Origin of the sequence: Aminiphilus sp. (assembly GCF_029975095.1) — a bacterium.
In the GTDB taxonomy this organism is placed as follows: Bacteria; Synergistota; Synergistia; order Synergistales; family Aminiphilaceae; genus Aminiphilus.
Window position 1 is genome coordinate 1 of sequence record NZ_JARKPW010000107.1, and the last position, 6,488, is coordinate 6,488.

The following is a 6,488-nucleotide window of genomic DNA, read 5'->3' on the forward strand; positions in this document are numbered from 1 at the left end:
AAGGGTGTTGCCCGCGACAGCCCATCCGAGGCCGAGCAGGCCGTTGCCCAAGTACAGCGGGTTCCTGACGAAGGCGAAGGGCCCCCAGGTGACCAGCCGCTCCGCACCCACTTTTTCCCCGCGGTAGCGGACGATGCACCCGACCCCCCAAAAACGGAGCATCTGCCCCAAAAACACGAACACCAACCCCGCCAGAAGACTCGGGAGCGTGGGGCGCGCCAGGCCGAGCAGAACCACGTAGGCAAGACTCCATGCCCCCCCGCGAAGGCGAAACGCCCACGCTCCCAGGGGCACCGACGTTGAGACGTCACTGGGCTTCTGCATTCTCTCCGTTCGTCTCCTCTTTTTCCTGCCTGCTTTCGTTCAGGATCTTCTCGGTGATGCCCCAGCCCAGGAACTTGACCGCCACGATACCTCCCATGAAGATCGCCAGGTATTCCGTGTAGAACCGCCAGGAAATCGCCATGACACCCGCCAGGTTCAACGGCACGAGCAATTTGAAGATCGCCGCGCCCCCGCCTTCCGCAACACCGCTCGCCCCCGGCGTGGGAACGAAATAGAGCACGAACATGAAAAGAGCCTGCACCATAAGAGCCTCGAAGTAGTGCACGGGAAGGCCTACCGCCCAGATGAGGCAGGGCAGCACGGAGAAGAGGCAGAGAAGATGCAGACAGGAAAAAACGACACCGAGAATGAAGTGGGGCAACCCGCCGGAGAAGAAGAGGCGGAAGTTCTCGCGGTAGTTGTCGATTTCCTTGTAGATGCGCCGGACGATGGAGAGGTTGTACCGCTTCTTGAGGAAGCCCAGGCGGTTGAGAACGAGGGTGACCCAACTGCCGAGGCGCTTGATGACCTTCGGGTAGAGAATGCTGCAGATCACCAGCACCCACGAACAGATCACAAAGAAGAGAACCCAGGTGAAGATGCCCTTGATGAAAATCCGTCCCTTGAAAAATTCGGGGCGGAAGATCAACGCCAGAGGGGCGAAGAACCCCAGCAGGAAAAGAGTGATCAGGGTCCTCGTGAGCGTTATGGCCACGCATTTTCCGATGGGAACACCTCTCTTGTAGAGCACGTACATTTGGAAGGGACCCCCGCCGCCCTGCATGGGCGTGATGGCGGAACCGAAATAATTGAGCCATGTGAGAGACAGTCCCAGTTTGAGAGGGACCCGCTCCCCCGCCGCTTTCGCGAAATAACAGAACCGCAGCGTATCACAGCTCCACGCAACGATAATCACCCCTAGGGCAAGGAGCAACCCTTCCTTCTTCGCCCCGAGGAGAAGGTGGAGCGTCGTCCTGTCCACCGTGGCAAAAAGCACGGCAGCGCTCACCGCCGCCGTGAGCCCCAGAAAGAGAGCAATTCCCTTCCGTACGGTCACCGAAGAAAATCCCTTTCTCCCGCCATGCTATTGCACACGATTCCCCACGAGCTGAGACATGGCGTCGACATAGGTTCCCATGTGCGTCACCACCGGAAGCAGTTCCTCCCGAATCTTATAGGCCGTTTCAAAATAGCGCCCCTCTTCAAGGGCGGTCACGACAACCTGAAGCGTGAGCGCAAGGCTGTTCCGCGACGCGGCGAAATCTCCGTCGCCGATCTCCCCTTCTTCAATACCGGAAAGCATGCGGGTGTTCTCGAGAACCTTGAACAGCCATTCCACTCCCTCCGACGCCTGATGGAGCAGCGTAAGAGCTTCCTGGGGTTTTTCCGCCTCGAACCTGTCGGCAATGGCGCTAAGTCCGCTTACAAGTGCAGGAACGTAGTGTTTCGCCTGTTCCAGAGAATCCCGAAGAAGTTCCCGAAGCGATTCGGTCCGAATGCGCACTTCGTTGCCACCCGAAAGCGATGCGAACGCTTCCTGGTCCAGAAACTCCCCGTCGACCCGAACCTCACAGGGAACACGTCCCTCGCGACCGATCCGCTGGGCGATCTCTCTCCAGAGCGCGTCCTTTTCTTCGGGGAACGTCTGCTCCGTCCACTCCTGGTCATCCACGTAGATTCGCAAGGCCACCCCTCCTCAGACGACACCGCCCTCGAACTTCCGTTCGTCCCTGCATGACACATCATTCTCCTACAACAGGCAGCCTGTACCGCGCACCGCATGTTCCATGACATGCGGACTATTCTACCACGGAACCGAAAACCCTTGTTCGCGAGACAAACACTTCCTCGCGAGGAAAGGTTCGACGCTCTTCACCGATGCCCGTAAAGGGAATACTCGTGCATACCCGAGAGAACGAGCGTTTGGAAACGGAACGGCGCCTGGAAGACGACATGAAGAAATGCCCTCCTCCGGATCAAGAGCCGACCCGCCGTAACCGATACAAGGGATGATAGGGGGTATTTCGGCCTCCCCCATGAGGAAAACATCGACGAGGCCGTTTCCGGGGAGGGACAACACGATGGCAGATTACAACGAACCGCTCTTCTCCATGCCAGGAGTCAGCTCCGGTATCAGTTGGGGAGACATGATCGACAAGATCATGGAAAAAGCGCGCAAACCCGTGGAACTCTGGGAGACCCAGCAGGACACCCTGCGTCTCAAGGTGAAACTCTACGAGGAGTTTTCCGCCGTTCTGAAGGGTGCGCGGAATGCCCTCACGGTCCTGAAGCAGCCTTCCACGTACAAGATGAAACAGGCAGAGATCACGTCGCTCACCACCGGCGTTTCCGACGCGGCTATCCTCACCGCCACGGCCACCACGGAAGCCTACATCGGCAGGTGGAACATCGAAGTGCTCCAGAAAGCCGTGGCGGAGACCCGTATCGGCACCCGCTTCGACAGCGCCTCCGAGGCGCTCGGCCTGACGGGCACCTTCTCCATCCGCGTGGGGGACAAGGTGGCGGAGATCAGCGTCGCTGCGTCGGACAGCCTGCGGGCGATCAACCAGATGATCGCCCGAGCCACCGACGCGGCGAGCGGAGCGAGCGTGGGCGTTACCTCCAAACTCATCGACAACCGCCTCGTGATCTCCAGCGCGGCAAGCGGCACCAACACCATCTCCATCACGGAGGGCAAGCTCACGCGGAGTGCTTCCGGCGATGTGGACGCCGTTCCTTTCCGCACTTCCGGCGGTGCCTTTCCTGACATCCTCCAACTCAAATACGGAGCCGTCACCTACCAGTCCGGAACGGATTTTACCTACAACCAGTCTACAGGGAAGATCACCTGGCTCACCGGAGGCAGCAAACCTCCCGCAGGGGTTCAGTACGACGTCACCTATGCGGCGACACAGAACATCACCAAAGCCGCCACGAACACCCTGACGCTCCCGCCTTCCGGGCTTTTCCCCACGTCGATCTCCATCTCAGGAGGAGGCGTGACCTACGAGGAGGGGGCCGATTACACCTACGACGCCAATACGGGAACGATCACGTGGCTCGCCGGCCCGGCGGACGGAACAGCCCTCACGGTGACCCTGGGCAACCCGAAGGTGGACCAGAGCGTTTTCTTCCTGGAGCCCGGCACGGGGGATGACATCATCGCCGCCCTCGGCCTGAACCTCAACGACGCCGACCACTACACCGCCGCTCAGAACGCGGAACTTCTCGTCGAAGGAGTCCGGGTGACCCGTTCCAGCAACACCATCGACGACCTTATCGGCGGCGTCACCCTCAATCTGCAGGGACCGGGAAAAGTCACGCTGGACGTGGTGTCGGACATGGAAAAGGCCGTCGAATCCATCGAGGAATTCGTCGCGGCCTACAACGACGCCATGGAGTGGATCAACGTCCGCCTTTCCGAGGAGTCCGCGGTGGACAGCCTCGCCAAGGACGATCCCAAGCGGAGCGACGATTTCTACAAAAAGTTCGGTCTTCTCCACGGCGATTCCCTGCTCTGGCAGACCAAGTCCCAGCTCCGCCGCCTCGTAACGGATCCGTTGAACATCCTGGGGCCTTTGAAACAGCTCTCCCAGATCGGCATCTCCACCGAAAAGACGGACTACGGCAAAAGCGGCAAACTGGTCTTCGACAAGGAGGCCTTCATGGCCGCAGCCACTCCGGGCTCCCTGCCCTTCATGGATCAGTGGATGACCGACGCCCTGGGGAGTTCCACCACGCCGCTCAATCAACTGAAGACGGACTTCGCCGGAGGGGACTTCCTCATCAGCGTCGGCGGAAAGCAGGCCCGGATCACCGTCAAGGCCACGGACACTCTGGCGGACGTCAACGCCAAGATCAACCTCGCCAAGGACGAGGCGTCCGGTGACCGCATCCGCGTCAGGAGCACCATCATCGACAACGTGCTCTCCATCGCGAGCACGGACATCGACGCGAACATCACCCTCCAGGATCCGAACGGCGTCCTGAAGAAGCTCGGCATCGACGTGTCGAACCCCCTGGACGCGACACACCACGTCCAGGACACGTCCGCCTACGTGGGCAACCTGCTCACCGCCGCCATGACCAACATGGACACCTACTTCGGAAACCTCGTGGACAGCTCCCAGATCGCCGTCGGCTCCGCCGTCACCATCAAAGGACGCGTCGCCAGCCAGATCAGCCATCTGAACTCGCAGATCACCAGCATCGACAAACGCATCAGCAGATTCGAACAACAGCTTTCCATCAAGCAGCGCGGCCTCTTCGACCAGTACAGCCAAATGGAAGTGACCCTGGCAAAGCTCAACCAGCAGTATTCCTGGCTGGCAAGCACGCTGTCGGCCCTGACCGCAAAACAACAAGCCGCGAGCTGATCCTGCTCCGCAGCGCAGACCGGCGGCACATCCCTTCTGCAGGCGAAGGAGCACGTCCTTCTTTTCCTCTGTCAGCCGGTAGACCCGAAAACGAAAGGCGGTCCCCCTTGCGAGCGATGTGCCGCTCCAAAGGGGGACCGCCTTTTTTCGCAGCAGAAGAGGCGAGGAGCACCCCGCCTCTTCTGAAAACGCTTCTGGAGACCTCTCGCAGGACAATTCTCCGTCAATGTACACCGGCGACGCAGGACGCCCCCTCCGCCCCTCCTATTCCTCTCCTTCCGCATGGGCCTCCCTTGCGACGGCAAAGGCCCTCGGGTCCGCCTGAGCGAGCCCGAGTTTCCAAGCCAGCACCGCCGCCTGGGTCCTGTCACGAAGATCAAGTTTCCGGAGAACGTGGCTCACATGATTTTTGACGGTCTTCTCGGAAAGGACCATCCGGTTCGCCACATCCTGATTGCTCATTCCCTGGGAGACCCAATAGAGCACTTCCTTCTCCTTGGGAGTCAGGTCGGCGAGAATGTCCGCCTCCTCCCGCCGGGCATGAAAAGATGTGAGAAGCCGCCCCGCCACTTTCTGGTCCACGTAGGGTTCACCTCTGGCGACGGAGCGGACCGCCGAGAGCAGTTCCATCATTCCCGAGGACTTGAGCACATATCCGTGCACCCCCACCGCCGAGAGGGAGCGAAGATATTCCTCGTCATCATGGGCGGTGATGGCCACGAATTTGGGATCCCTCTTCATCTCCCGAACGCTGCGGAGCTCCCGGACGACGTCGATGCCGCTCAATTTTGGCATGGAGACATCCAGAAGCACGATGTCGGGCTGCACGTCCCGGATGACACGTACCGCCTCGATACCATCACCGGCTTCGCCGACGATTTCGAGATCCGGCTCGAGCTCCAGGAGACGGCGCATACCATCACGAAAAAGCCTGTGATCATCGGCAAGCACTATGCGGATTTTTTCCATCGTCGTTTCCCTCCCACAGCGGTAGCTCCACAGTCACCTTCGTTCCCCGTTCCGGCCGGCTTTCGATCCGGAACGTGCCCCCCGCAAGGCGGGCACGTTCCTGCATGTTGTCGAGACCATAGCATTCTCGGTTCCTGGCCTTTCCGAGAACCTCCTCCACATCGAAACCACAGCCGTCGTCAACGATCTTGAGGCGCAATACATCATTCCCGACGCTGCAGGAGACGACGATGTTTCGCGCTCTTCCCTTGAGCACCGCGTTCGCCACCGCCTCCTGGACGATCCGGAATGCATTGGCCGCGATGAGCTGGCCGATGCGGACGTCATTTCCCTCCATTCGGAGCACACAGGGAACAGCGTAACGCCCCTTCACCTGATCGGTGAACCGCTGCAGGGCAACCCGCAGGCCTTCCCCGATGCCGACAGGGCGCAATTGCCACAGGAGCGTTCTCATGTCTCCCAGGGACTCTCCCAGCGTGTTCCTCGCCTTCGCCAGTTCTTCCGCCGCACGGTCCTTCTCGCCGAGCTCCTCGAGGCGCTGGACCATTTCGAGCAGGAGGAGCACCCCGGAAAACTGCTGCGCCGGACCGTCGTGAATGTCCCTGGCAAGGCGCAGGCGATCCCGCTCGACAAACTGCAGCGCGAGCATGAGGGATTTCGCGTCCAGGCTCTGCGTGACATCCTGCATGTCCTCCATGCGGGAATGGATGATCTCCATGGCGACGCGAATCTTCTGGATCATCTCCACACTCCGGTGGAGGATGCTCTCCATGCGCTTCACATCCCGCTGCAATTCCTCCCGGCGAGCGCGGAGCATGC

General features: G+C 60.3%; 5 protein-coding genes and 1 pseudogene. 1 reads left to right on the forward strand and 5 read right to left on the reverse strand.

What is annotated here, in order from left to right; all coding sequences use genetic code 11:
- From Q1K49_RS06400 to Q1K49_RS06410, 3 genes and pseudogenes are all read right to left on the reverse strand, one after another.
- A pseudogene (locus tag Q1K49_RS06400) lies at positions 1–324 on the reverse strand (methyltransferase); the annotation flags it as partial.
- The gene (locus Q1K49_RS06405) at positions 308–1,381 is read right to left on the reverse strand and encodes a lysylphosphatidylglycerol synthase transmembrane domain-containing protein (protein WP_300524165.1); all 1,074 of its coding nucleotides are present in this window, start codon (positions 1,379–1,381) and stop codon (positions 308–310) included. The pseudogene Q1K49_RS06400 and the gene Q1K49_RS06405, both read right to left, overlap by 17 nt.
- A gap of 27 nt (positions 1,382–1,408) precedes the next feature.
- The gene (locus tag Q1K49_RS06410) at positions 1,409–2,008 is read right to left on the reverse strand and encodes a hypothetical protein (RefSeq protein WP_300524167.1); all 600 of its coding nucleotides are present in this window, start codon (positions 2,006–2,008) and stop codon (positions 1,409–1,411) included.
- 397 nt (positions 2,009–2,405) lie between these two features.
- On the opposite strand from Q1K49_RS06410, the gene fliD reads away from it, so the two are divergent.
- Positions 2,406–4,700: a flagellar filament capping protein FliD gene (fliD, locus tag Q1K49_RS06415; protein ID WP_300524169.1), complete on the forward strand. Its 2,295-nt coding sequence runs from the start codon at positions 2,406–2,408 to the stop codon at positions 4,698–4,700.
- A 264-nt stretch (positions 4,701–4,964) separates the two neighbouring features.
- On the opposite strand, the gene Q1K49_RS06420 is transcribed toward fliD, so the two are convergent.
- The gene (locus Q1K49_RS06420) at positions 4,965–5,669 is read right to left on the reverse strand and encodes a response regulator transcription factor (protein WP_300524171.1); all 705 of its coding nucleotides are present in this window, start codon (positions 5,667–5,669) and stop codon (positions 4,965–4,967) included.
- A partial coding sequence (locus Q1K49_RS06425; RefSeq protein ID WP_300524173.1) for a sensor histidine kinase occupies positions 5,638–6,488 on the reverse strand: 851 nt, incomplete at its 5' end. The genes Q1K49_RS06425 and Q1K49_RS06420, both read right to left, overlap by 32 nt.

Bases quoted from the DNA above. Each gene is read 5' to 3' on its own strand.
- fliD (WP_300524169.1), top strand. From the start codon at position 2,406: ATGGCAGATTACAACGAACCGCTCTTCTCCATGCCAGGAGTCAGCTCC.
- Q1K49_RS06420 (WP_300524171.1), bottom strand. From the start codon at position 5,669: ATGGAAAAAATCCGCATAGTGCTTGCCGATGATCACAGGCTTTTTCGT.